The organism is Pseudalkalibacillus sp. A8, assembly GCF_045920555.1.
GTDB lineage: Bacteria > Bacillota > Bacilli > Bacillales > Fictibacillaceae > Pseudalkalibacillus.
In genome coordinates this window covers 3,668,319-3,693,328 of record NZ_CP174509.1, presented here as the reverse complement: position 1 = coordinate 3,693,328, position 25,010 = coordinate 3,668,319, and the positions used below count along the sequence as shown (strand labels likewise).

Here is a 25,010-nt window from a genome sequence, read left to right as displayed (position 1 = left end):
ATGACGCTATCGTCATCCTCTTGATTTGTGTCTGCAAAATCATTCTGTTTCTTTAGGCTTTGGAAGCGGTACAAACTTGATGACCTGTGACAAGAAAAATATCGCTACTGCCCAATAAAGTAAAAATTGACCAGGGATGATGATGCTTAAAGATTCTGTAATTGCAAAAAATATTGTTGGCAATGTAACTGAATAAGCAGAGAGAATCCACAATTGTCCGTATGATAACTTACGCTTCATCGTATTTTTAAGGATCAATCCAATCAATGCAAGGACCGTAATCCCGATGAATTTAAGCGCAGTCATGAAAATATACGAAATAAGGATTATGACACTGATGATTAAGGGTAATAAAGTATTAGCTGAGTTCAAGAAATTGACAATATCACTCTTTTGGAAACTTACATCCTGCATCATTCCATAATCAAACGTATCTGCACTTCCGGCTGTTACAATGATTAACCGATCTTCCAAAATTGCAATGACATCCGAGTATTGATCCAAGTCATCTCGAGTAATCGTTCCAGTCGTATCAAATATGATCGTTTGGTTCCCATCCTGACGAATGATCGGTTCAGAAATATCCGATTTCAATTCTCCATTTTGGAATTGAAAATTCGGGATGTCGTCTTTAAGTGCTTGATCAAATTCATTGATCGCATTCGTGATGGACAATGCGATATTCGTTCCTACGAAGATAAAAGCAATCAACATCATAACGAAAACATAACCGATTGTCTTGCCTATTTTTTGGAATCGGACCATGGCTATGGTTTTCGGAGAGTACAAGCTCATAACAAACTGTTTGAAAATGTTCATTGGTAACCCCCTTTAAGTATCTAAAATCATTGTATCTTTACTATATTGAACGGACAAGATAAAAAATGCGATTAAGGGATAAAATGCCATCATGGGTTGAATTAATTTACAAAAAAATTAAATAACATTAAAAGCCTTTACAAACAAAATGAAGTTAGTTAATAATGAATGGGGCAAATTCTGTCGAATAAATGCGTAGGAGTTGAAAAACTTGGATTTAGATATTCAGAAACTGATATTTGAATTTATAGGTGGACTTGGTATCTTCTTGTTCGGAATCAAGTATATGGGAGAAGGACTTCAAAACACTGCAGGCGATCGTTTAAGAGATATTCTTGATCGATTTACATCGAACCCATTCATGGGTGTTCTTGCTGGAATTATCGTGACAATCTTGATTCAATCAAGTTCTGGTACCACGGTATTGACAGTTGGTCTTGTTAACGCAGGATTCATGACCCTGCGACAAGCAATTGGGGTTATCATGGGTGCCAATATCGGTACTACCGTAACTGCCTTTATCATCGGTATTGATATTGGAGCATATGCATTACCGATCATTGCAGCAGGTACCTTAATGATTTTCTTCTTTAATTCCAAAAAAGCTAAACATATCGGACAAATCCTGTTCGGTTTTGGTGCCCTGTTTTATGGTCTCGAGCTGATGGGTGACGGAATGAAGCCTTTACGTAGTCTTCAAGCATTCCAAGACTTGACTGTAAATATGAGTGAACACGGGTTGTTAGGAGTTGTAATCGGGACTTTGTTTACAGTCATCGTTCAAAGTTCAAGTGCAACGATCGGGATACTTCAAGAATTGTATTCACAAGGATCCCTGACTCTCGATGCAGCTTTACCTGTCTTATTCGGTGACAACATCGGGACGACGATTACGGCAGTTCTTGCAGCTATCGGAGCGAGTGTCGCAGCAAGAAGGGCAGCATTGACTCATGTTATCTTCAACCTGATCGGAACAACTATTTTCTTGTTATTACTCGTTCCATTCAGAGCGTATGTCGATTTTCTTACTACTTGGTTAGGGTTAGAACCGAAAATGCAAATTGCTTTTGCCCATGGATCGTTTAATGTGGCGAACACGTTAATTCAAGTATGGTTCATAGGTACCCTCGCATATATTGTTACGAAAATCATCCCTGGCGACGATGGAGTAATTGAATATAAAGCGAAACATCTTGATCCAATATTCCTAGAGCGTTCACCGGCAGTTGCGTTAGGACAAGCTAAACTGGAAGTCATGCGAATGGCGGAATATGCAAAGAATGCCTTAACAGAATCATTCGAATATCTAGATACAAATAATAAAAAGAACGCTGAAAAAGCGTATCAATATGAAGAAGCAATCAACAATTTGGACCAACGTATAACAGATTATCTAGTAAAACTGTCATCTTACACGTTGTCTGCTCATGATTCTGAACAACACTCGATTTTGATGGACTCTGTGCGTGACATTGAACGTATAGGAGACCACATGGAAAATATCGTTGAATTAGTGGATTATCAATTGACACACAAAGTCATCATTTCAGAAAAGGCGAAAGCCGATCTAGAGGAAATGTTCCAGTTGACCATGTCAACGATTGATGAAGCATTTCACGCAATAGAAAATGACGATAAAGAAAAAGCTCGTAAGGTTGTTAAAATGGAAGACGCGATTGATAAAATGGAGAGAACCCTACGCAAACAACACATCCTCCGCTTAAATGAAGGAAAATGCAGTGGGGCTGCTGGAATCGTATTCGTCGATATAATCAGTAACCTTGAGCGTATTGGGGACCACGCTGTAAATATCGCGGAATATGTTTTAGGAGAAGAAGAGTAATATGACAATTATTGCTTGGCTGGTAATCGGATCATTATTTGTCCTGTCATTCATTGGACTTATTTATCCGGTTTTACCGGCTTCTCTTTTTCTTATCGCAGGTTTTCTTGTCTATGGATGGCTGTTCAGTTTTACCCCTTTAAGTATTTGGTTTTGGATCATTCAAGGAATTCTCATCCTTCTTTTATATGCCACCGATTATGCAAGTAATTACTTCGGTGTGAAAAAGAGGGGTGGAAGTAAACATGCAATATGGGGAAGTACGATCGGTATTATTGTTGGCCCTTTTATTATTCCAATCATCGGAATCCTGATCGGTCCTTTTGTTGGTGCGATTGTAGGAGAGTGGATCCACCAAAAAGGTGACTTGAAACAGGCTGTCCGAGTAGGTATAGGATCTTTGTTAGGTTTTATTGGAGGAAGTGCAGTAAAGTTCATCATCCAAAGTGGAATGGTCATTTATTTCTTAGTAAAAGTCTTGTAATACTTATTGCATGTAGGGGCAAAACATGATATATTATTTCTTGTCCCTGTTTTACTTTTGTCGAAAGATGAGAAAAAACATTGACATCTAACACAAAAAGTGTTATTCTAAATCTTGTCGTTAAATTTATTTTATTCCACAGTAGCTCAGTGGTAGAGCTATCGGCTGTTAACCGATCGGTCGCAGGTTCGAGTCCTGCCTGTGGAGCCATGGCGGTGTAGCTCAGCTGGCTAGAGCGTACGGTTCATACCCGTGAGGTCGGGGGTTCGATTCCCTCCGCCGCTACCAACTTAATAATCGCATGGCGGTTGTGGCGAAGTGGTTAACGCACCGGATTGTGGTTCCGGCATTCGTGGGTTCAATTCCCATCAGCCGCCCCATCAACCCTATATACAAGTACATAATCATGGACCCTTAGCTCAGTTGGTCAGAGCAGTCGGCTCATAACCGATTGGTCGTAGGTTCGAGTCCTACAGGGTCCACCACTCACCATATGGAGGTATACCCAAGTCTGGCTGAAGGGAGCGGTCTTGAAAACCGCCAGGGGTGTAACAGCCCGCGGGGGTTCGAATCCCTCTACCTCCTCCATTTTTATTTTATATCATATTATCGTCGCGGGGTGGAGCAGTCTGGTAGCTCGTCGGGCTCATAACCCGAAGGTCGTAGGTTCAAATCCTATCCCCGCAACCAATTTAAGTTCATTGTACTACGTCGAATAATCGTCCTTTCAATGAACATATGGAGTACCTGAAGAGGTGCAACCAATTACATATTGGCTCGATAGCTCAGTCGGTAGAGCAGAGGACTGAAAATCCTCGTGTCGGCGGTTCGATTCCGTCTCGAGCCACCATTTATTTACGTAAACTTCTTGATTAAAGAAGTTTTTTTGTTTTCATCTGAAAATGCTCAGGATGAATCTGAGCATTATTTTAATGTAGTAAGTTGAATGTCTATACCTTCTATACCTTAAAGTAAAGAATCTACAGTGTTTTAAAATTGAAACCCCAGGGTAAATTTGATATTGTTAGATGTAAAGGCACAGTTTTCGTGCTTTGAACTACATACTATTTAAAGGAGGAGATTCAATTGGCAAAACATGAACTACCTGCACTACCATATGAGTTCAATGCTCTAGAACCGCACATCGACGAAGAAACAATGAAAATCCACCATGGTAAACACCACAACACGTACGTAACAAAGCTAAATGATGCACTTGAAGGACATGCAGACCTACAAGACAATGGGATTGATGCACTTGTCAGCAACTTAGACGCTGTTCCTGAAAACATCCGTACAGCTGTACGTAATAATGGTGGAGGACACGCCAACCACACATTGTTCTGGCAACTTTTAAGCCCGAATGGTGGAGGAAATCCTACAGGTGAAGTAGCGGATGCGATCAATTCAAAATTTGGAAGCTTTGAAAAGTTCCAAGACGAGTTTGCTGGTGCAGCAACTGGCCGTTTTGGATCAGGCTGGGCATGGCTGGTCGTTAACAACGGTGAGCTTGAAGTAACAAGCACACCAAACCAAGACACTCCATTAATGGATGGTAAAACACCAATCCTAGGACTTGATGTTTGGGAGCACGCTTACTACCTTAATTATCAAAATCGTCGTCCAGACTACATTGCGGCATTCTGGAATGTTGTCAACTGGGATGAAGTTGAAAAGCGTTACCAGGAAGCTAAGTAAATTTTAGCAGAAAAATACACCCCGACCTGTACTGCAGGCGGGGTGTTCTTTTTGTATCACAGTAAACCGTTAACGGACACTAGAGACCTTATTTGTTAGGAAACTTCATGTTTTTAAAAAAATAGAGGACACCAGAGACCTTATTTACTTAGACATTGAAAATCAGCAGCTTTTTACCCAGTTATAGGAACAGATGTCCTCTAATTTTTCAACAGAACACCCGACAAGTGCACTAACTTGATCCAATGATTTTCCTTCAAACACCCTTCAATGACATTATCCAACAATCCATTCCCATCTTTGAAATCTTCATCTGAGGTGAGTACATACTGGACGCCGTTGTTAAAAACAGTAACCGTTTCATTGGCGACCCGGTAGACCACTTCCCTCCCTGCTAGGTGTTCGGAACAATCACAATTTTTCTCTCCAGCGTATTTCATCACTATTTCCTGAATCATATGCTGTTTGTCTGGCCGAGAACAATCTCTTGAAGCATAAATGAGAAATTCGTATATGATCATCACTCCTTTTTTCACATTTTCACCATAGCCAGTTGTATTTACACACCATTTTCCCACTTTATACAAATACTTAATTGAGAATAACGTAGTCGGTTTAAGGAAAACTAGGGTTGTGAGCAAAGGGGAGTCGTTCTTATGAAGGCATTACAAAAAATGATCGGCAATATTGAGATAACAAAAGATTTGATGTTTCTTTTGATTATCGGTGGTTTATACGCATTAAGCATTGCTTTATCGAATACATTCGTCAATGTTTTTCTATGGAAACAATCGGGTGAATTCATTGATATAGCAATATACAATTTATCCATTGTGATCTTCCAACCCATTACATTTATATTTGCTGGACGGTTAGCTAAACGGATCGATCGAGTCATTGTACTGCGATTAGGTGTCATCAGTTTATCGATATTTTACTTAACCGTCTTGTTGCTCGGTGCCAGGGCAGAGGATTTTCTCATCCTTCTTGGAGGATTGCTTGGGATTGGAATGGGGTTTTATTGGCTTGCGTTCAATGTTCTCACATTCGAAATCACAGAGCCTGATACGAGAGATTTTTTTAATGGATTTCTTGGACTTCTTACTTCTTTTGCAGGGATGGTCGGCCCTTTTCTAGCCGGTTGGATCATTACTCGGATGGATAAGATGATCGGTTATAAAACCATTTTTGCGATATCGTTAGGGCTGTTTTTTGTAGCTGTAATCATGAGTTTCATGCTTAATCGCCGGACCGCGAAAGGGATTTATTCTTTTGTGAGAATCATAAAAGAGCGTAAAGTGAATCCAAACTGGAACAGGATCTTATATGCTCATTTCTTTCAAGGTTTACGTGAAGGCACTTTCGTATTTGTGATTGTCGTATGGGTCTTCATCACTACAAATAGTGAGTTGGCGTTGGGGACCTACGGTTTGATCAACTCTGCTGTATCTTTTCTAGCGTATTACATTGCTACCCGCTATATTAAGACCTCTTACAGGAAAAAGGCTATATTAGTCGGGGGAATCATATTATATGCCGCTTTAGCTTTGATCATCTTCGAATTGACATTTGCAAAGCTGCTGACATATGGGGTGATCATATCCATCGCTTATCCTATACTGCTGGTACCTTATGTGTCATTGACGTACGATGTCATAGGACGAAGCTGGAACGCTAAAGAAATGCGTATCGAGTATATTGTCGTGCGGGAACTATATCTCAACTATGGACGAATTACTTCAATTGTAATGTTTATCATCGCAATTACATTATTTGATGAACAAAAAAGCATACCATATCTAATTCCAATCATCGGAATAGGCCATTCACTCATCTATTTATGTGTCCGAAAAATCAATTTGAACCCAATTCCAGAAGAACCAGTCGTACTATCAAACGAAAATGGATCAAATGTATAAGTTATTCTTTTTTTTAATATATAACTGCGTTACAATATAATGGCGTTTATTGTCATATAAAGGCACCTATTCAGGTGTCTATTTTACATAAAGGAGAGAGGATATGGAGGCGAAGAAGAAAAAGAGAAGCCACGTTCCTTTTCGCTTGAATATATTGTTTTTAGCGGTTTTTTTATTGTTTACGACTCTGATTTTAAGATTAGGTGTAGTTCAGATCGTCCATGGTGATTCTTTCAAAGCAGAAGCAGAACGCCAAGAGAATGTTACTGCAAAATTGGATGCGCCACGCGGGAAAATGTACGATCGATATGGCCGAGTAGTAGTGGATAACGAACCGGTGTTTTCGATCACATTTACACGTACGAATAATATGAAGCCAGATGAAATATATGAAATAGCTAAAAAATTATCGGGATATATTGAAAAGGGCACAGATGAGCTTACAGAAAGGGATAAGAAAGACTTTTATTTATCTTATAAAGCAGACCAGCGCAAAATTTATGAAAAGCTTTTGACGAGAAAAGAAATGGAAGACCTTGATGATAAAGAGCAATATCTCCTCGTCATCGATCGCCTCGAAGTAGATCAACTGAACCTTTCAGAGGAAGATGAGGAAATTGCGGCAATTTGGCGTGAGATGATCAGAGGCTATTCCCTTACTCCACAGCGAGTAAAAGTAGATGTGCCCCAAAAGGAAATCGCTGTGATCAGTGAGCATCTTGAGGAGTTCGATGGAACGATCGATATAAAACCGGATGCCCAAAGAACATATCCGTTTGACGGGACTCTTAAATCGATCTTTGGGAAGGTAGGTCAAATTCCAAGTGAATTGATCGACGGCTATGTATTAGAGGGGCATGACCGTAACGACTTAGTAGGGACCAGCTTTCTTGAGGAACAATATGAATCCGTCCTTCGAGGATCCAAAACGAAAATTAACTATGTTACTGATAAATCTGGAAATCCAATTGGAAAGCCTATAGAGGATCAGGGCTCAAGAGGTCATGATATCATTCTCACCATCGATATGGAACTTCAAAAGAGAGTCGAAGAGATTGTGGAACGTGAAATCTTGGATGCTCGCCAAAAATATTCAGCCAACAATAAATTAAACAGTTCTTACGTTGTCATGGCAAATCCTCATACGGGTGAAATCTACTCTATGGTAGGTAAGGTTTTAGAAGATGGTAAATTCAAGGATGCCCCGTTTGGAAATGTTTACAATCAATATCCGATGGGTTCTACAGTAAAAGGAGCTACCGTTTTGACAGGGTATCAGACGGGTGTAATAGAACCTGGCACAGTATTATATGATACACCCCTGAAATTACCAGGCACACCGATCAAAAAATCCTATCGAAATATGGGTTATGTGAGCGATCTAGAAGCCTTGCAGCAATCTTCCAACGTATACATGTTCCGGATTGCAATGAGGATTGCTGGTTATGATTATGAGAACAAAAGAGGTTTCAATAATCGTGAGGAAGCTTTTGAGACGATGCGATACTACTTTAATCAATTCGGTTTAGGGGTTCCTACAGGGATTGATCTACCATATGAAGATGATGGTTATAACGGAGGATCTCAGGCACTTGGAAACTTGATGGATATGGGGATTGGACAGTTTGATACGTATACCCCGATGCAAATGATCCAATATATCTCGACAATTGCCAATGGTGGCTATCGTATGCAACCTCATTTGTTAAAGGAAATTAAGAAACCGGATGTAAGCGCTGATGAGCAGGGCGATACGATCTATGAATTCCAACCGAATATATTAAACCGTGTTGATATGAAGCAAGAATGGATTGAAAGGGTTCAAAAAGGGCTTTATATGGTCATGAATACGACTAAAGGAACTGCCAGCTCTTACTTTAAAAATATTGAAGGATACGAAGCTGCTGGTAAAACAGGTACAGCCCAATATGATGGTGATTCTTACCTGCTTTCACTAGTCGGTTATGCGCCACATGATAACCCTGAAGTCGCTTTTATCGTTGTTAGCCCTTATGCTGAAGAAGGTGGTATCAACAATAAGATCGGCCGCGGAATCCTGGATGCTTATTTTGATATTAAAAAAGAAGGCCATAAGAAAAATATCATTGATGAAAAGCCTTCCGAAAAAATTCAAGAACAATAATAATCAAGAAAGATTGCTCTGCATTATCTGAAGCTTCGTTTCTTCTGAGAAAAATCTTGGAGGATGATGATTTAGGATGCAAAGAGTGATCTTTTTTATTTGCTCTGAATGGAATGTAGACACTTTCCGACACATCTTTACAAAACCTTAACATTCCATTTATATATGCTTAATAGGCAGAAGATACTATAGGCAATGTAGGGCGTTCGCCCAAGGGAGGTTAAGAGAGTCATACTTTTCTCATAAATGCCTCCACTAACCAATACAAAACAGGGGGATTTCAAAAATGAAAGCTTTTAAAAGAAGCACATTCTTCATTATGCTGGCAGCTTTACTAATCGTTGCGACAGCATGTGGAAATGACGAAAGCGGATCTGCTAATGGCGGTGAAGAACTTGAAGGTAGTGTTGTTGTGGATGGATCCGGAACAGTATATCCATTGATGGCGAAATTAGCTGAGAATTACATGGTAAATGAACAAGAAAACGTCTCTGTTGAAGTAGGACGTGCGGGTTCAAGTGCTGGGTTCAAAAAGTTTTTAACTGAAGATGGTACAGATCTTAGTAATGCTTCACGTCAAATCAAAGATGAAGAAAAAGCGAAAGCTGAAGAGCTTGGCATCAACTATAAAGAATTAAAGCTTGCATTAGATGGAATCACGATTGTAGTGAACAAAGAGAATGATTGGATTGACGACCTAACGCAAGAAGAAGTAATTGACATTTTCCTTGCTAGCGGAAATAAAAAGAAATGGTCTGATGTACGTTCAGACTTCCCTGATGAACCAATTAAGGCTTATGGCCCAAATGAAAACCATGGAACTTATGAATTCTTCTACGAAACGATTCTAGAAGAGCAACCTATAAGAGAGGATGTTAGTCTTCAACAAGAATACTCAACTCTTGTAGACATGGTTTCAAAAGATAAAAATGCGATAGCATACTTTGGTTATGGTTACTACGAAAGTAACAGTGATAAATTGAAAGCAGTAAAAATCGACTTTGGTAATGGACCAGTTGAACCTTCAATCGAAACAATCAAGGAAGATGGCGAATATGGTCCATTCACTCGACCAGTATTCACATACTTGAACGAAGACAAGGCGAAAGAAAAACCACAAGTATTAGACTTTGCTATCTACGGTATGGAAAATGCTGGTGAAGTTGCTAAGGAAACTGGATTTGCCCCATTAAGTGATGAAGAATACAAGAAAACAGTTGATGAGCTAAAAGGATTACAAAAATAAAGCATTCACTTAATTGGAAGATAGTAGAGGATGAGGGGTCGTTGTACTTCTCATCTTCTTGGCTTGTTTTTATATGTAAACTTTGAAATTCCCTAATATATAGAATGTCTAGAGTGAGAGGGGTCCTAAATTGGAAAAGAAATTGAATATAAACGAAATGATCCAAGAGAACAGAAAGTCAATGAGCTTTACAAGAATATGGGAGAAGATTGTTCCGAAAATATTATTAGCAATTGCAATCATATCCATTCTTACTACAATTGGTATTTTATCTACCTTATTAGTCGAGACAATCGCTTTTTTCAAGGAAGTCCCATTTCTTGATTTCTTTACTGGAACGAAACTTAAGCCTTTAGGTGCAGATGCACAGTTTGGTGTATTACCGTTATTAACCGGTACCCTTATTTCTACGCTCATTGCCATGATTGTAGCGATACCAATCGGTCTGATGACAGCTGTATTTTTAAGTGAATATGCTTCTGATAAGGTAAGAAGAACGTTAAAACCTTTATTAGAAATACTTGCAGGTATTCCAACAATCGTATATGGTTTCTTCGCATTTACCTTTGTTACACCTATATTGCGGTCTATCATACCCGGATTGGAACCAACCAATATTCTTAGCCCTGGTATTGTCATGGGAGTAATGATCATTCCGATGGTAGCATCACTTTCTGAGGACGCAATGAGTTCAGTGCCCTCAGAAATGAGGCAAGGTGCGTTAGCGCTTGGAGCTACCAGGTTAGAGGTTACTTGGAAAATTGTCATTCCTGCTGCGATCTCGGGTATCGTTGCCTCGTTTGTCCTCGCCATTTCGCGCGCAATTGGGGAGACGATGATAGTGACGATCGCGAGTGGAAGTTCAAAAAACTTTACGTTCGACGTTACTCAATCGATGCAGACGATGACTGCTTATATCGTTGAAGTTACCGGCGGAGAAGCACCAGCAGGATCTACTCTTTACTACAGTTTATATGCTGTTGCAATGACGTTATTTGTATTCACTTTAATTATGAACTTAATTGCGCAGTATATTTCTCGTAGGTTCAGGGAGGAATATTGATTATGAAATATGTTGATGCGAATCAAGTTCAAAAAAGGATGAATTTACGTCTTACTACCAATAAATTAGCCAAGTCTTTATTCTTTTTATCGACGATGTTTGGATTGATTGTGCTAGTTGTATTGATCTATCGTGTGTTTTCACAGGGTATCGGATGGATCGATCTACAATTCCTGACTGGTAAATTATCTACCTTTGCCGAAAATGCCGGGGTGATGGGGCCTCTGTTAGGATCTTTCTGGTTAATGTTAGTCGTTGCCCCGTTGACCATGTTTCTTGGGGTGGGAACGGCGATTTATCTAGAAGAGTATGCCAAAAAAGGGCGCATTCAGTCACTTATCCAAACCAATATTGCCAACCTGGCTGGTGTTCCTTCCATCGTCTTCGGTTTATTAGGTCTCACTGTGTTTATAAAAGGCTTTGATTTAGGGAATGTAGTGTTGGCTGGTGGATTGACGATGTCCCTGCTAGTTCTTCCGATTGTGGTGGTAGCTAGTCAAGAATCTATCCGGGCTGTACCTCAATATTTAAGAGAAGCTTCTTATGGTATGGGTGCTACGAAGTGGCAAACGGTAAAAAATGTTGTTTTACCTGCATCAATACCGGGAATTCTAACTGGAGTAATCTTATCTCTATCTCGTGCCATAGGAGAAACAGCTCCACTAGTTGTTTTAGGAATCCCAGCGTTGCTAATTCCTTTTCCGGATAGTATTTTTGATAAATTCACTGTAATGCCGCTGCAGATCTACTATTGGACAATAGACTCTGCTCTAACGAAAGAATATGCGAACTTAGCTGCAGGAGCAATTGTCGTTTTACTGATGCTTCTATTCTTAATGAATTCGTTAGCAATCATCATCCGGAATAAATTTCAAAGAAGATTATAAATGCGGAGGTATTATAAATGACTACTCTTACTGTAAAAGAAAAGAAGAACACTCGAAAACCAGAAAAGAATAATTCCACCAACGCTACTCATATGAATAAAAAAAATGTATTTGAAACAAAAGATCTAAATCTTTGGTATGGTGAAGATCATGCATTAAAAGAAATTAACCTTTCCATACCTGAAAATGAAGTGACTGCAATCATCGGACCTTCAGGCTGTGGTAAGTCGACTTTTATAAAAACATTGAACCGCATGGTTGAAATGGTACCAATCGTAAAGATATCCGGTGCCATCAAATATCGTGAAAAGAATATCTTTGAACCCAAATATCGTGTGGAAGAATTACGGACCCAAGTTGGTATGGTTTTCCAGAAACCCAACCCCTTCCCGAAATCCATTTACGATAATATCGCTTATGGCCCACGTATCCATGGCATCCGTAACAAGAAAGTTCTTGATCAAATTGTAGAAAAAAGCTTACGGGGAGCTGCGATTTGGGATGAAGTAAAAGATCGTTTGAATGAAAATGCATATGGTCTTTCTGGCGGACAACAACAACGTATCTGTATTGCACGTTGCCTTGCGATTGAACCGGATGTCATCTTGATGGACGAACCTACATCTGCCCTAGACCCGATTTCAACTTTGAAAGTAGAGGAATTGGTACAAGAGTTGAAGAAAGATTACAGTATTGTCATCGTTACTCATAACATGCAGCAAGCAGCAAGGATTTCCGACAAGACTGCTTTCTTCTTAAACGGTGAAGTTGTAGAATTCTCAGATACAGATACATTGTTTTCTAATCCAGAGGATAAAAGAACCGAAGACTATATCACAGGTCGTTTCGGATAGGGGAGTGTTTTGAATGGTTGTTAGGGAAAGTTTTCAAACTCAACTGGACGAATTAAGAGAAATGTTGGTTGAATTAGGGCAACTGGCAGAGAACGCGTTGGAGGAAGCAATTGATGCTCTGAAAAATCAAGATATCGACAAAGCCTTGCGTATTATCGATAATGATTACCGTATCAATGATCTTGAAGAAGAAATCAATGATAAGGCGATTCTTCTAATCGCGAAGCAGGCACCTGTTGCAAGTGACCTTCGCCGTATCATCGTATCGATCAAAATTTCTTCTGATGTTGAACGGATTGCAGACTTTGCTGTAAATATCGCAAAATCCGTTATCCGTATCGGAAATGAACCATTGATCAAACCTTTAGAGGACATCCCTGATTTAGCTGAGACTGCGAAGTCAATGCTAACAGAGGCTATTGAAGCTTATAAAGAGGAAGATATCGTTTTGGCAAAAAATATGGCCGATAAAGATGACTATGTTGATGAGAAGTATGGTCAATTGATTCAAGAAATTCTCGGAAAGTTGAAGGAATACCCAGATTCAACAAACCAGATCATCCAGCTAAGCTTCATCTGCCGTTATATTGAACGTACTGCAGACCATGCAACGAATATCGCCGAAAGCATCGTGTATCTCGTAAAAGGTAAACATTATGATTTAAATGAATAAGAAAAAGGGACTGTCCCCTGAGTGTCTAAAGCTTAGGGGACAGTCCCTTTTATTATGGTGAAGTAATGACCTTTGCGATTTCAGCTATTGTCATCTTGCTGTTCACTTCATAATTTCCGAATCTCACTTTATTTTCCAAGTTGTTGGAACGGAGATAATTTAACAGCCCATCACTGCTTTTTATGATTTTTTCACTCTCTAAATACTCTATAACCTGCCCAGTAGACGTTCCTTTCGAAATCACCACAGTTGTTGTGACAACGGGCTCTTTCTCAGTTTCTTCTGCTGGAGCTTCTTCTGTTGTATTTTCATCTTCAGTATTTTGATTACCTTCCAGCTGATCCAGTTTTCCCTGGTCGATCGCTACAAGACCTTCTTTTTCAAGAAATTTGTTTACTTCTTCATATGTAATTTCTTCAGCTGATTCTGCCTTGGCTTCGGAATCCAAATTGCCTGTTCCTTGGAAATGTACAAGTGCCAGGATGCCAGATGCAACGATCAGTCCCGCACCAAAACCCCTTAAACCACTGTTCTTCATGCTATTTAATCTCTCTTCTGTCTGTGATCATCATTTCTTCTTCTAAAACTTTGATCTTCTTATTGATTTGATAAAGTTCCTTCATCAATTGAATCGATACGTTTTCAAGTTGAGTCTCGATTTGTTGAGTCCGATTCTGTTTAAAAAACGATAGAACGATTAAGACTATTCCAGCAACCAATAGTGCCAATATTGTGAATTCCATCTTGCTCCCCCTATAAAAAATGATCTCACATACTTTTATATCACAGACTTTGTCGAGGAGGTAGCTTTTTTACTAAATCTAATACTAAATTCCTATTAAAATTCGACAATTTCCACCGATTATCTCACCTTTTTAGTCAAACCGAGAGAAAAACAAAGGAGAAAATAGCGTTTTATGTATTGCATACGTTTACAAAAATAAAATAAAACCCCTTTTAAATTGATATACATAGGAACCGCAATTTTCTACATTTTACGTTTATTGATGCGGTTTTCAAGCGGTGATACGATGTTGAAAACTATTAAAATTGCTGTCATAGGAGGCAATCATGGTTGAAGAGATTTTAGCACTGAAGAAAAGAGGACTTACAATCAAACAAATCGCTGAAGAAATGGACAGCACGGTCGGGAAAATCCAATACCGGCTTCGGAAATTACAAAAACTTGATCAAAAATCTTCATTCAAAAAGGCTCGGGTTCAAGTAACCAGTGTTCTTTCTCCAAGAAACATCCCTTCCTCTTACGAACTGGATCGCATTGTACTTTTACCACAAGGTCCCCACACCATCTATGCTTACTGGGATTTGAAAGCTATTACCCGCAATATGGTTGCTCATCATTTCACGAAGTCGTGGTCGGATTTGAATAAAAAATTGAGAGTTTATGATATCAGTGATTTACATTTCAATGGTCATAACTGTCACTTGTATTTCGATATCTGCTTACCGGAAATGACCGACAACTGGTTCATCAACGATTTGGAAGAGAATCGAACGTTTATCATTGATTTCGGAATACAGCCTGATTCTAGTGAATTCTTTACAGTATTACGATCTGATCCAGTAGAAACACCGCGGACTGAAGGAGGTTCTATGAGACACAGTGAGGGTGTGAACAGGTGGAAGTCAGGTGACCAAAAGTCTCCTGAGTGGTATGAACAATTCTCAACCTACTCGATTTACAGTTTATTAAAGTGAGGCGAATCGACTTGAACAGTTATTTTTCATTGGTATTACATGCCCATTTACCTTTCGTTTTACATAGAGAACCGGATCGTCTTGAGGAAAGATGGTTATTTGAAGCAGTTTCTGAAAGCTATATTCCTCTCCTATGGGGGTTGGAATCATGTTCATCAGAAGTGAAGTATACCCTCTCGCTTTCACCTCCATTACTGGAGATGCTTGCCAACAAAACGTTTCAGGAACGGTATTTGGCCCATATTCGAAATACTCAAGAGCTTTTGTTGAAAGAAAGGGACTATGTTACAAAGCCTGAAGAAATCAGTGTCGTAGAATTTTACATAGAACGTTTCAAGAAAATCAAAGAGACTTTTCTTGAATGGAACTGCGATCTCATTTCAGCTTACCGATATTTCATGATTGAAAATAAAGTAGAGGGCATCACCTCATCTGCTACACACGCCATCCTTCCTTATATTCAAACCGAACAAGGAATTCGATCACAAATCCAATATGGCTTGAATTGCTTTGAGCATCATTTTGGTTTTAAACCGGATGGCTTCTGGCTGCCGGAATGTGCCTTTTCTCCTGGTGTCGATAAGGTGCTATATGAAGAAGGGGTCCGTTATGTATTTGTGGACGAGGATACGATCAGAAAGCTTGATCCAGAATCACCACGACCAAACACACCCGTATTCTCGCCTCATGGAATCGTTTTATTCCCTAGGTGTGTGAATACATCTAAAAAGGTGTGGGATGCCACCACGGGTTACCCAGGAGATTATGATTACCGTGAATTTTATCGGGACGTCGGGTATGACCGAGATCATGACTATATTGCTCCTCATATCCATCCTGATGGAATCAGGGTGGATACAGGATTAAAATATTACCGCATAACTGGAGATACGGAAGCTAAAGAAATATATGTCAGAGAAAATGCACTTAGAAAAGCAGAACAACATTCTAAAGACTTCATCGATACTGTCTGCGAAAGTATAAAAGAGTGTAACACTGGCTCAGCTAGCGTGACTCTTGCAGCTTTTGATGCTGAACTGTTTGGACATTGGTGGTTTGAAGGGCCTGAATGGCTTCAAACGTTGGTGAAGTCTGAAAAAACAAATATACCATGGATAACGCCTAAAGAATTCATCATTCGTCATTACCAAGAATTGCAGACCCATCATACGTGCTTCTCGACATGGGGAAGAAATGGTTACGGTGAGGTCTGGTTGAATAAATCCAATGCCTGGATTTACAGACATCTTCACGCAATGGAGCATGAACTCATAAAACAAATGACGATCCATAAGAATCCTGATCCACTTACACAGAGGGCTTTGGATCAATTGAATCGAGAATGGCTTCTGGCTACGAGCAGTGACTGGACATTCATTATGGATCAGCAAAGCGCCTCTGAATATGCCGATTACAGATTGAAAGAGCATATATCTGTATTCAATCAACTTGTGAAAGAACTGAACGAAAAACAGGTATTTGAGAGTATTGTGCAGGAACATGAAGAAAGGTATCCATTTTTCCATTGGCAGAAGGCTTCGATATATTCCTCACCGCACGATGAATATATTCTTTCCAAACCAATTGTTAAATCGAACGATGATAAACTCAACATTTTGATGTTGTCCTGGGAGTTCCCTCCAATGGTCGTTGGCGGATTGTCCAGACATGTTTTCGATTTATCGAGGTCGCTTGCCAAGCAAGGACATCAAGTATACGTCATTACTTGTGCGGTTGATGGCTATCCGGAATATGAAATCAATCAAGGTGTTTATGTTTACCGTGTTAGAGGGGCTCAGCCTCATCATGACGATTTTTATCATTGGGCAGGCAGCTTGAATTTAGCTATGTCTGAACTTGGATTACAATTAGGGGCACAAATTACATTCGATTGCATCCATGCTCATGATTGGATCGTAAGTGTCGCTGCCAAAGGGTTGAAACACCAGTTGCAAATCCCGCTTCATTCGACGATCCACGCAACGGAATACGGAAGGAATAAGGGTATTCATAATGATAGGCAAGCGGCGATTCATCATAAAGAATGGGAATTAATGTACGAGTCGAAGCATATCATTGTTTGCAGCGCATATATGAAACGAGAGTTAATGGAAGTCTTCCATATTCCGAGAGACAAAATCACGATCATTCCGAATGGAGTAGAGAGTGATTTGATTGAAACGGAAAAGCAATCTGCAGATTGGAAAAAGAATTTTGGAGGGCGATCGTGTTTTCATGTTTTTTCACTTGGGAGGATGGTGCCGGAAAAAGGTTTTCAAACACTTATTGAAGCATCAGCCTTATTGAAAAATGATTACCCTGACATTAAATTCATCATCGCTGGGAAAGGACCGATGCTTGAAGAATACCGTCATATGGCAAGACATAAAGGTTTGGAAGATCAAGTGTTTTTTGTCGGTTTTGTATCCGATGAGGAACGGAACCATTATTTGCACGAATCAGATGCAGTCATTTTCCCTAGCCACTATGAACCGTTCGGTATAGTCGCGTTAGAAGGGATGGCAGCTGATACACCCGTCATCGTCAGTGACACAGGAGGGTTAGGCGATATCATCGATCACGAGGAGAATGGATTGAAAGTGTATCCTGGAAATCCTCAAAGCATCCGGGATCAAATCATTCGTCTATATAAAGATCCAGAACTGGCAACTCGTATCAGCAAACAAGCTCGAGAGGATGTTCATACGAAGTACAGCTGGAAAGAAATCTCCACAAAAACTGTTGAAGTCTTAAACAGTTACAAAAAGAAACCGACAATGGCAGGAGTGAAGTGAATTGAAGGCAGTCATTATGGCAGGCGGTAAAGGAACTCGATTACGTCCATTAACATGCAATTTACCAAAACCGATGGTACCGATCCTTGAAAAACCCGTAATGGAGTATACCATCGAACTTCTTAAGAAATATGGAATTACTGAAATTGCAGTGACTGTTCAATATTTACCTGAACATATCAAACAGTATTTTGGTGATGGAAGCCGTTTTGGGGTTGATCTCCATTATTTCGAGGAGACGTCACCACTGGGTACAGCTGGAAGTATAAAAAACGCTGAAAGCTTTCTTGACGAGCGATTCATCGTTATAAGCGGTGATGCCCTTACTGATTTCGATTTGCAGACGGGGATCGATTTCCATCAAGAAAAAGAAGCACTCGTAACGATTTTCATGAAACAGGTTGAAAATCCACTTGAATACGGCGTCATCATGACCGATAAAGATCAGCGGATCATAAGATTCTTTGAAAAGCCAAGTTGGAATGAAGTTTTCAGTGATACAGTCAACACAGGTATCTATGTTCTTGAACCGGAAGTTTTCAATTACTTGACCACTGGAGTGCCTACGGATTTCAGTAAAGATCTGTTTCCGTTATTGATGAAAGAGCAAAAGCCGTTATACGGATATCCGGCAGAGGGGTATTGGTCGGACATAGGAAGTCTGAGTCAATACCGTAAAAGCCATGAGGACTTCTTGGATGGACAGATCAATCTGCCTCTTCCAGGCAAGGAAGTCCTTCCAGGCCTTCGGATCGGGGAGAATGTGGTGATCGAGCACCATGCATCGATTAAAACACCTGCCTATATCGGAAGCGGGACGACAGTCCGTCAAAATGCGAAAATCTATCCTTATACCGTAATCGGTTCCCATAGTATCATTTCTTCTAACGCATCCTTGAAACGATCGATCTTATGGAATGACGTATATGTCGGTGCAAATACAGAATTAAGGGGCTCGACTATTGCAAACGGGACATTTATTGATGAAGGAACGAGTATGTACGAACATAGTGTGATTGGAAATCAAGTCCAAATCGGTAAAAAAGTTATCGTCAAACCTGAAGTCAAAGTGTGGCCGAAAAAAGAGATTATCGATAACTCAACCATTCATACTTCTTTAATCTGGGGTAAAAGAATTTCAAGGTCCATATTCACTAATAGAAGCATCAGAGGTATTGCAAACATCGAAATCACGCCTGATTTTGCGGCTAGAGTAGCTTCAGCATATGGAGCTTGCCTCATGCAGGGCAAAAAGTTGGGGATCGCATCTGATAATCATCCATTCTCGCAATTGATTTTACAATCATTTGAACAGGGATTGCACTCTTCTGGCATACACACTGTCCATCTTTCACCTACGTTAAGCCCCGTTCTAAGGTATTCGGTTGAACAAGAAGAATGGGCAGGGGGAGTATTCATACGATTCGGTAATTTTCAAAATCATCAACATGCGGTCATCGAATTTTATGACGAAGAGGGATACCCGGTTTCCACAGATTTTGAAAGAAAAATAGAAAACGCATTTTGGCAGGAAGATTATCGCCGCTCACCTTATGACCGGATTGGTAAACGTGAATCGGTCTATGGGAAAAACGAAGATTATGAAAAGGCTATATTTAAAAGAATCAACCAATCGAATATTCAAGCATGTGAGTTCAGGATTGTGACGAATATAGCATCCAAATCACGTGAATCCGCTGTATCAAGAGTGTTGGAGCACCTGAAGTGTCAAATTGTTTCAATACCAATGAATACGACTGCAGCCCAGATGCATGGTGTATTAGATGTTACAGATGCGCATATTGGGGTATGGATTGATGAAACAGGAGAAAATCTGAAACTATTGACAGAGGAGGGTGAGTGGCTAAGTGATGATCAAATGCTCTCACTTTATGTTCTCTTATCGTTAGGGGAGTTAAAGTTTGACGAATATGCCATCCCGGTTTACGGGTCATCTGAGCTCGATCACTTAGCTGATTCCCTGCGTGGCAAATTAGTCCGTACGAAGGCTGATGCGCGTTCCATCATGAAAATTGGAGGGACGGTATTGAATGTCCAATATGATGCAATCCTGGCTCTCACTTCTATACTGAATATGATGGCAAACCAACAGAAGCCTTTATCCCAGCTTGTCAAAATGCTTCCTAATATCCAGTTGATCTGTGAACAGGTGGAATGTCCATCAAGAGTAAAAGGTAGAGTTATGCGAAGGTTGATGGAAGAAACTCGCGATCAGATGACAGATCTTGTAGATGGAATTAAAGTTTATCACCCGAATGGTGGTTGGACCCTAATACTTCCAGACATCGTAGATCCGACATTCACGGTATATTCCCAAGCACCAGATATAGAGTTTGCGCGAAGAACATCCGAATCTTTCATCCATAAAATAAAGACTTTCCAACAGATGTAATCTTGTCAACAACCTATATGGTGTGGGGATTCCCTTTCATTACGTCTTGATTGTTTTGAAAAATTTTGATATGATACTTAAGGTGTCAATTAGTATTTAAATTAAACATTTAAAGCGATCGGTCATCTTTTTGGGATGATCGTTTCATACGCTTGGAACATTGAAGATAGTTTGGAGGGAAACGAAATGCGCGTACAAGTAACATTAGCTTGCACAGAAACTGGTGACCGTAACTACATCACTTCTAAAAACAAACGTACAAATCCAGATCGTATGGAGCTTAAGAAATACAGCCCACGATTGAAGCGTCACACTTTACATCGTGAAACTAAGTAAAACAGCAGGAATTCCTGCTGTTTTTTCTATATCAATCTAACGGTTTAACCTTTTAAAAACCTCCTGCAAAAATTGTCGAGTAAGGTGGATAAGTTATGATTACAGAGAAGAATGAGCTCAGAAAATCTACCCAGAGAAAATTATCTGGACTCTCGAAATCGGTAAAGGAAATCAATGAAGAAAAAATCAGGGAACAATTATTCCAGCTTGATGTATGGAAGAAGGCGACAACGATTGGGATCACTGTTTCAAGAGGGAATGAAATCAATACATATCCAATCATCCAAGAAGCTTGGGAACAAAGAAAGACGGTAGTTGTACCAAAATGTAATTCCCATGATCACTCGATGGACTTTAGAAAGCTGACCTCATTTGACCAACTTGAAATCGTATTTTTCGGGCTTAAAGAACCCATAGTGTCTAAGACAGAAATAGTTGACCCCGTCGAAATTGATTTATTGATTGTTCCTGGTTTATTATACGATCCAAACGGTTATCGTATCGGGTTTGGCGGTGGATATTTCGATCGTTATTTAAAGCGTTACAATGGTCCCACCATATCGCTTTTGCATACAGTCCAACTGACGGAAAGGGTACCGACAGAATCGTTTGATCAACCTGTTGATCTTTTAGTGATGCCCGATAAAATTCTTAATACAGAATTATAATGTTTAGGAGGGATCATATGGCAACAACATATGCTGGGATAGTGTTAGCAGGTGGTGAGTCAAGGCGATATGGAACACCTAAAGCCTTGGAAGAAATTGATGGCATCCCTTTTTATAAAAAGGCAATAGACATACTTGAGCCATTTGTCGAACATCTGGTGATTGTTGTCCATCCTTCAATTAGAGAATCCATACCCGTACAAAAAGGCGTCACAATCATCATGGATGAACCTAAGGTCAAAGGTGAAGGTCCACTTGCCGGAATCTATAGCGGGATGAAAGCTTATGAAGCCTCTCACTATCTGGTCCTAGCATGTGATATGCCTCTCATGGAGGGACGGATCTTTAAGCAGTTGGCAAGTATCCACGCCTTCTTAAAACCTGAATGTAGTGTAATCCCATGTACAGAAAATTGTGTTCAGCCCTTAGCTGCATTATATTCATCCTCGATTCTCCCTCACATTATTGGTCTATTGAAGAATAAAAAAAGACGTCTGACCGATTTATTCGGAAGTATAGATTGTATTTACGTTTCCTATAAATCGGAAGAAATGATTACATGTTTCAAAAATGTGAATACACCGTCAGATTATACAGAAATATCCCATTGAAAAACACTTTTACAGAAATCACTGTAAAAGTGTTTTTTTAAGTTGTTTATCGGGAAAAATTCTTGACGTATTGTCTAAAAGGTTTTATAGTAGAAATACATTCATACTTGAACGCATAAAAGCATTGAAGCGAACGCAGTAGTTGGTCTTCTTCAAAACATCAGAGACTTAGCGGTTGGTGGAAGCTAAGGAAGGGACTGAACGAAATTACATTCGTGGAGCTTATAGGTTTCATAACCTTTATCAATGTAGAGTTGATGCTGTTGAACACGTCAAGCAGGGTGGTACCGCGATGAATTTGCCCCTGTGGCCTAAGTCGACAGCTTTTTTCTTTGATTAATGGTTAATCTAAAAATAGATGGAAAAGAAGGAAGGAACAGAAAGATGACATCTAAGAAAAGCTTAACTTTTTCACTTGTTTCATTAATTTTGCTAGTAGGAATTATTTTATACTCAATGCTGATTTTAAAAACCGAACCACATATCCCTCTTCTCCTTTCCCTTGTGTCCATTGCATTTCTTGCAAAAGGATTCGGATACACGTGGGATGAGATGGAGAAAGGGTTGATAGATGGAATCATCGTTGGAATCAAACCGGTCCTTATATTGATGGTGATCGGCATGTTGATCGGGACATGGATGATGAGCGGGACTGTACCGACAATGTTATTCTACGGGACAGATCTCATTTCACCACAATTCTTTACGATAAGTGCATTACTCGTCACGATTATCGTTTCAAGTTTTACGGGCAGTTCTTTTACAACCATCGGTACGGTCGGTGTCGCCTTGATGGGACTTTCAGCAAGTCTAGGTATCCATCCTGGCCTAGCAGCTGGAGCGATTATTTGTGGAGCATGTTTTGGTGATAAAATGTCTCCACTCTCAGATACAACGAATTTTGCACCTGCTGTAGCTGGTGTCTCATTATTCAACCACATAAAGCATTTGATGTGGACGACGATCCCTGCATTGGTTGTAACAATCGTTATTTTTCTCATCATGGGTACAGGAACTGATGGGAGCGGAGCATTAACTTCGATAGAGAATGTTCAAGGACAACTGACCCAATCCTTTAACATCAGTAGTTGGACCTTACTTTCACCTCTTGTGGTCATTGTATTAGCCCTGATGCGGTTCCCTACAATTCCAGCATTAGTGACTGGTGTCATTACAGGAATCCTCACCATACTGCTTGTTCAGGGGCAAATGTCTGGTTCGGCAATTATCAACATGCTGCAAAATGGATTTGAGATGCAGACTGGCGACAAAACTGTCGATGAAATTGTCAATCGTGGTGGAATTCAGTCTATGATGTGGTCTATTTCCCTCATTTGGATTGCCTTAGCACTAGGAGGACTGGTTCGTGCCCTTGGCATGCTTGAAGCATTCGTGAGTCTGCTGGAAACAAAAATCAAAAGCCGGGGCAACACAATTGCAACTACGGCTCTCTCTTCAATTGGTGTGAATGTACTGACTGGTGAACAATATTTATCGATTTTGATTCCAGGCCAATCCTTCAAACCTCATTTTGAAAGACAGCAAATTGATATGAGGAATTTATCGAGGACGTTAGAGGATGCTGGAACACTCGTCAACCCATTGATTCCATGGGGAGTCAGCGGTGCATTTTTTGCCTCGACTCTAGGAATTGACGTGCTCAGTTATTTGCCTTATGTATTCTTCCTTTTCCTATCACCTTTGTTTACAATTCTGCTCGGCTATTCAGGAATCGGTATAGGAAACGATGTGAGACATAGATTGAAGATTTTATTCTTTCGCTGCTTGGAACGCTGATCCAAGCAGTTTTTTTGTTTAAGGTGTTGTTAAAGGTTGATGTTGATTTCTCACTGTAAGAAAGTATTTAACTCTTCAGTATAAGCGCACAAGTTGGTCACTTCGGACGCAACACCAGGGGTGCCGATTCTAAAAGTAATACTTTCAATCATTGGATTCATAAAATTAAATATAGACATGAGGTGAGAAATCCTAATTTAAAGAGAGGGCTGATCATATGGAGATTTTGTTCGGGTATGTGTTGTATCTATTGCCGCTCCTTATCATCCTGTATGTACTGTATAGCCTTTCATTGATCAAATCTAAACTGGATATGATTATGAAGCATTATGAAATTAAAGAATATCCGGAAGAAGTCGTGTCTGATGAAGAAATTGAAAAGGTATTGGAAGAGCAAATGGAGAAAGAATAATTATTTCAGTCAGGCGAGTTTCCACGTAATGGGAGGAGCAGATGTGAAAAAGTCTTTTTGTGCAGGTTTGTTTTTATTGGTCATTTCAGTTATCACAAGTGTAATAGTGGATGACCCGACTTTTGTTTATAAATTTTGCGGTACGGTCGGACTCATATCTGTTCTTTTAAGTGGAATCCTTTTAGGCGCCTTTATCAGCGGAACTCAGTTACGGGCGAATTACAACACCGAAACGAGGTATCAACGACAGAATCGAAACAAGTGTGCGTATTGCATCCTGGTATTCGGGATACCTAATCTTGCAGCAGCAATCATACAGATTATATGGGCTGTTTAATATTAAGGTATTACTTCAAAGCAGAAGTAATGCCTTTTTTTGCAGAAATATGACTAAACAATTTTTAGTGAACGGGAGAAATTTCGGAGTAGAAAAATCGGGTTCATCTAAATTAAAGAATATTTTGGATAAGGGCATGAGGGGTATGGAGCTAATGTTTCAAATGATGATAAAAAGTGAACCAGTGTATTAAAAGTAAAAAAGGAGGAAAATAATGCGACTTATAAGTGGATTAATACGTTTGGTCACATTTATTCCACGTTCACTTTTCAGAGGTCTGCTTCCTAGACGCA

At 39.8% G+C, this 25,010-nt stretch carries 23 protein-coding genes and 7 tRNA genes; 26 read left to right on the top strand and 4 right to left on the bottom strand.

What is annotated here, in order from left to right:
• Positions 1-39: 39 nt before the first annotated feature.
• Positions 40-819, bottom strand: a complete 780-nt coding sequence (locus tag ACJROX_RS19115; RefSeq protein ID WP_408006786.1) for a DUF1189 domain-containing protein — start codon at positions 817-819, stop codon at positions 40-42.
• 211 nt (positions 820-1,030) lie between these two features.
• Here ACJROX_RS19115 and ACJROX_RS19110 point away from each other — a divergent pair, with 211 nt between their 5' ends.
• The 10 genes from ACJROX_RS19110 (at position 1,031) to ACJROX_RS19065 (ending at position 4,844) form a co-directional block, all read left to right on the top strand.
• Positions 1,031-2,662, top strand: coding sequence for a Na/Pi cotransporter family protein (locus ACJROX_RS19110; RefSeq protein ID WP_408006785.1), 1,632 nt, complete (start codon positions 1,031-1,033; stop codon positions 2,660-2,662).
• A 1-nt stretch (position 2,663) separates the two neighbouring features.
• On the top strand, positions 2,664-3,146 hold the full coding sequence (locus tag ACJROX_RS19105) for a DUF456 domain-containing protein (RefSeq protein ID WP_408006784.1): 483 nt from the start codon (positions 2,664-2,666) through the stop codon (positions 3,144-3,146).
• A gap of 135 nt (positions 3,147-3,281) precedes the next feature.
• Positions 3,282-3,356 (top strand) — tRNA-Asn (locus ACJROX_RS19100).
• Between the two features lies 1 nt (position 3,357).
• Positions 3,358-3,434 (top strand) — tRNA-Met (locus ACJROX_RS19095).
• 16 nt (positions 3,435-3,450) lie between these two features.
• Positions 3,451-3,526, top strand: a tRNA-His gene (locus tag ACJROX_RS19090).
• 28 nt (positions 3,527-3,554) lie between these two features.
• A tRNA-Ile gene (locus ACJROX_RS19085) sits at positions 3,555-3,631 on the top strand.
• 10 nt (positions 3,632-3,641) lie between these two features.
• A tRNA-Ser gene (locus ACJROX_RS19080) sits at positions 3,642-3,734 on the top strand.
• Between the two features lie 25 nt (positions 3,735-3,759).
• Positions 3,760-3,836, top strand: a tRNA-Met gene (locus ACJROX_RS19075).
• A gap of 84 nt (positions 3,837-3,920) precedes the next feature.
• Positions 3,921-3,996: transfer RNA gene (locus ACJROX_RS19070), tRNA-Phe, on the top strand.
• A 236-nt stretch (positions 3,997-4,232) separates the two neighbouring features.
• A complete protein-coding gene (locus tag ACJROX_RS19065) occupies positions 4,233-4,844 on the top strand; it encodes a superoxide dismutase (RefSeq protein ID WP_408006783.1) in 612 nt (203 codons plus the stop codon).
• A gap of 200 nt (positions 4,845-5,044) precedes the next feature.
• On the opposite strand, the gene ACJROX_RS19060 is transcribed toward ACJROX_RS19065, so the two are convergent.
• On the bottom strand, positions 5,045-5,431 hold the full coding sequence (locus ACJROX_RS19060; RefSeq protein WP_408006782.1) for a hypothetical protein: 387 nt from the start codon (positions 5,429-5,431) through the stop codon (positions 5,045-5,047).
• 69 nt (positions 5,432-5,500) lie between these two features.
• On the opposite strand from ACJROX_RS19060, the gene ACJROX_RS19055 reads away from it, so the two are divergent.
• The 7 genes from ACJROX_RS19055 to phoU all read left to right on the top strand — a co-directional run bounded on the left by ACJROX_RS19055 (position 5,501) and on the right by phoU (position 13,629).
• The gene (locus ACJROX_RS19055) at positions 5,501-6,763 is read left to right on the top strand and encodes an MFS transporter (protein ID WP_408006781.1); all 1,263 of its coding nucleotides are present in this window, start codon (positions 5,501-5,503) and stop codon (positions 6,761-6,763) included.
• Between the two features lie 103 nt (positions 6,764-6,866).
• A complete protein-coding gene (locus ACJROX_RS19050; protein WP_408006780.1) occupies positions 6,867-8,906 on the top strand; it encodes a peptidoglycan D,D-transpeptidase FtsI family protein in 2,040 nt (679 codons plus the stop codon).
• 286 nt (positions 8,907-9,192) lie between these two features.
• Positions 9,193-10,152: a PstS family phosphate ABC transporter substrate-binding protein gene (locus ACJROX_RS19045; RefSeq protein WP_408006779.1), complete on the top strand. Its 960-nt coding sequence runs from the start codon at positions 9,193-9,195 to the stop codon at positions 10,150-10,152.
• Between the two features lie 157 nt (positions 10,153-10,309).
• Entirely contained in the window at positions 10,310-11,215 is a 906-nt protein-coding gene (gene pstC, locus ACJROX_RS19040) for a phosphate ABC transporter permease subunit PstC (RefSeq protein WP_408011707.1), read from the top strand.
• Between the two features lie 2 nt (positions 11,216-11,217).
• On the top strand, positions 11,218-12,102 hold the full coding sequence (pstA, locus tag ACJROX_RS19035; protein WP_408006778.1) for a phosphate ABC transporter permease PstA: 885 nt from the start codon (positions 11,218-11,220) through the stop codon (positions 12,100-12,102).
• Between the two features lie 17 nt (positions 12,103-12,119).
• Positions 12,120-12,956, top strand: coding sequence for a phosphate ABC transporter ATP-binding protein PstB (gene pstB, locus ACJROX_RS19030; protein WP_408006777.1), 837 nt, complete (start codon positions 12,120-12,122; stop codon positions 12,954-12,956).
• Positions 12,957-12,969: 13 nt separating this feature from the next.
• Positions 12,970-13,629: a phosphate signaling complex protein PhoU gene (gene phoU, locus ACJROX_RS19025; protein WP_408006776.1), complete on the top strand. Its 660-nt coding sequence runs from the start codon at positions 12,970-12,972 to the stop codon at positions 13,627-13,629.
• A gap of 52 nt (positions 13,630-13,681) precedes the next feature.
• Here phoU and ACJROX_RS19020 read toward each other — a convergent pair whose 3' ends face one another.
• Both ACJROX_RS19020 and ACJROX_RS19015 read right to left on the bottom strand, forming a co-directional pair.
• The gene (locus ACJROX_RS19020) at positions 13,682-14,167 is read right to left on the bottom strand and encodes a hypothetical protein (protein WP_408006775.1); all 486 of its coding nucleotides are present in this window, start codon (positions 14,165-14,167) and stop codon (positions 13,682-13,684) included.
• Position 14,168: 1 nt separating this feature from the next.
• Positions 14,169-14,372, bottom strand: a complete 204-nt coding sequence (locus tag ACJROX_RS19015; RefSeq protein ID WP_236311347.1) for a hypothetical protein — start codon at positions 14,370-14,372, stop codon at positions 14,169-14,171.
• Between the two features lie 328 nt (positions 14,373-14,700).
• On the opposite strand from ACJROX_RS19015, the gene ACJROX_RS19010 reads away from it, so the two are divergent.
• From ACJROX_RS19010 to ACJROX_RS18970, 9 genes are all read left to right on the top strand, one after another.
• Positions 14,701-15,348 (top strand): DUF4912 domain-containing protein, encoded by a 648-nt coding sequence (locus ACJROX_RS19010; protein WP_408006774.1) that lies wholly within the window; start codon positions 14,701-14,703, stop codon positions 15,346-15,348.
• Positions 15,349-15,359: 11 nt separating this feature from the next.
• A complete protein-coding gene (locus ACJROX_RS19005) occupies positions 15,360-18,143 on the top strand; it encodes a 1,4-alpha-glucan branching protein domain-containing protein (protein ID WP_408006773.1) in 2,784 nt (927 codons plus the stop codon).
• A gap of 1 nt (position 18,144) precedes the next feature.
• Complete coding sequence (locus tag ACJROX_RS19000; protein WP_408006772.1) at positions 18,145-20,556, top strand: sugar phosphate nucleotidyltransferase; 2,412 nt, start codon at positions 18,145-18,147, stop codon at positions 20,554-20,556.
• A gap of 186 nt (positions 20,557-20,742) precedes the next feature.
• Positions 20,743-20,892: a 50S ribosomal protein L33 gene (gene rpmG, locus ACJROX_RS18995; RefSeq protein WP_221565576.1), complete on the top strand. Its 150-nt coding sequence runs from the start codon at positions 20,743-20,745 to the stop codon at positions 20,890-20,892.
• A gap of 95 nt (positions 20,893-20,987) precedes the next feature.
• Positions 20,988-21,560 carry a 5-formyltetrahydrofolate cyclo-ligase gene (locus tag ACJROX_RS18990; protein ID WP_408006771.1) on the top strand — a complete coding sequence of 191 codons (573 nt, stop codon included), beginning with the start codon at positions 20,988-20,990 and terminating at the stop codon, positions 21,558-21,560.
• Positions 21,561-21,577: 17 nt separating this feature from the next.
• On the top strand, positions 21,578-22,171 hold the full coding sequence (locus ACJROX_RS18985) for a molybdenum cofactor guanylyltransferase (protein WP_408006770.1): 594 nt from the start codon (positions 21,578-21,580) through the stop codon (positions 22,169-22,171).
• 339 nt (positions 22,172-22,510) lie between these two features.
• A complete protein-coding gene (gene nhaC, locus ACJROX_RS18980) occupies positions 22,511-23,968 on the top strand; it encodes a Na+/H+ antiporter NhaC (protein WP_408006769.1) in 1,458 nt (485 codons plus the stop codon).
• A 217-nt stretch (positions 23,969-24,185) separates the two neighbouring features.
• Positions 24,186-24,380, top strand: a complete 195-nt coding sequence (locus ACJROX_RS18975) for a hypothetical protein (RefSeq protein WP_408006768.1) — start codon at positions 24,186-24,188, stop codon at positions 24,378-24,380.
• 43 nt (positions 24,381-24,423) lie between these two features.
• Positions 24,424-24,717, top strand: a complete 294-nt coding sequence (locus ACJROX_RS18970; protein WP_408006767.1) for a DUF5316 domain-containing protein — start codon at positions 24,424-24,426, stop codon at positions 24,715-24,717.
• Positions 24,718-25,010: the final 293 nt, after the last annotated feature.